Raw genomic sequence first — 1,609 nt, 5'->3', positions numbered from 1 at the left:
GGGGGTGCGGATAAAAACTTGGACTGGTTTTACGTCACAAAGCCAAGACTGTTTCGATATTCGATTGGGCTTCGAGCGCCAAGCGATATCTTGATCCGTTTCTCGTTGTACCACCGAATGTAGCCATCAACTTCATTGATAAACCGCTCGAGCGTGATGTTCTTCCAATCGCTGGGATAAAAGAACTCTGTTTTTAGCCTGCCAAAGAAACCTTCGCATGCAGCGTTATCTGGGGAGCACGCCTTACGGGACATTGAGCGCACCAGTTGCGCATCACTAATCCTCGATAGCCAACCCGGCCAGCGATAGTGTGCACCGCGATCAGAATGAACAATTGGCCGATTATCTGCGTCGGTCACAGTTTCTATGGCGGCATCGAGCATCGTGTTGACCAATTCCGCATCTGGTTTCGTTCCAATCGACCAACTGATGACCAAGCCATCGAAGCAATCGATGATGGGTGAGAGATACACCTTGCCAGCCGGGATATGGAATTCAGTGATATCGGTCAGCCATTTCTCATTTGGGGCTGAGGCCTGGAAGTCGCGATTAATGAGGTTCTCAGGCGCTGGACTGATTTCTCCGAGATAAGAGCGGTATCGCCGTCGCTTTGGCGTGGCAACGATCAGGTTCTCCTGTTTCATCAAGCGCTGCACAACCTTCTCTGAGATTATAACGGATTGTTTGGCCAATGACGCCTGTAGCCTGCGGTAGCCATAGCATCGACGGTTGGCTTCGAAGATTTCGGTGATGTTCTGACGAATAGTGAGGTACTTGTCGCTTATCCTCATGCGAGTTCGATGGTAAAAATATGAGCTGCGCGCCAGTCCCAACTGAGCAAGCAGATCAGGGAGTTGATAAAGACCTTTTAGGGCGTCAACCAACAGCGTTTTCTCCCGATTACTCAGGAGTTGCAGATCGACGCCCAGGTCTTTTTTTAGAATTTCATTCGCTTTTTTCAAAAGGTCGTGCTCAAGCTGCAGTTTCTGAATATCGTGCTGCAGTGTTTCGAGCTGGCGCTCTAATTCTTTTCGCTCTGGCGCTGGCGGTGAGTTGTTCTTGCGTTTCATGATTGCGGGAGCCTCCGGACCAAGTAACTGGTTTTTCCAGTTATACAGTGTCGGTCTGCATACGCCGAGCTTTTCGGCCAAAGCCTGTGCACTTTCTTGCCGATTATAAAGTCCGACGACGCCAGCCTTCTTCAGCGCATCAGGGTATCGTGGACGTCCAGTTCTTCCAGTGACAGCTTTGCTAGTTTCGGGAAACGCCTCACGAACCCATGCTGTCAACGTTGCACGACCGGGATAGCCCAAAGCGCGCATCGTTGCAGAAACACAACGACCATGCGTGCGGTAGTGCTCAACAGCCACTTCCTTCTGCGCCTGTGTGAACTTAGGCGCTCGGGGCGCAAATCCTAAACGCAGATCAAGATGGTGCTCATATTCCAGGTACCAGCCCTTCAAAGCATTTTTGCTTGGATAGCCCAACTGGCGAATAGCAGCTTTCGGGCGCTTGCCCAGCTTGATGTAAAGCGCAACTGCTCTCATCCGGTCTTCGTAGGAATACATGAACTACCTCCATGATAGTCCAAGTTTTCGTCCGCACCCCC

1 protein-coding gene is annotated in these 1,609 nt (G+C 51.0%); it reads right to left on the bottom strand.

Annotated elements, in window-relative coordinates; genetic code table 11:
- Positions 1–29: 29 nt before the first annotated feature.
- Positions 30–1,568: an IS3 family transposase gene (locus AC0TNJ_RS04095; RefSeq protein ID WP_473770333.1), complete on the bottom strand. Its 1,539-nt coding sequence runs from the start codon at positions 1,566–1,568 to the stop codon at positions 30–32.
- Positions 1,569–1,609: the final 41 nt, after the last annotated feature.

This window comes from Ochrobactrum sp. PL_is483 (assembly GCF_055816855.1).
Note: the sequence above shows the minus strand (reverse complement) of the source record. Positions and strands in the feature narration are given on the sequence as shown.

Coding starts and splice junctions, on each gene's coding strand:
- AC0TNJ_RS04095 (WP_473770333.1), bottom strand. CDS start 1,568: ATGTATTCCTACGAAGACCGGATGAGAGCAGTTGCGCTTTACATCAAG.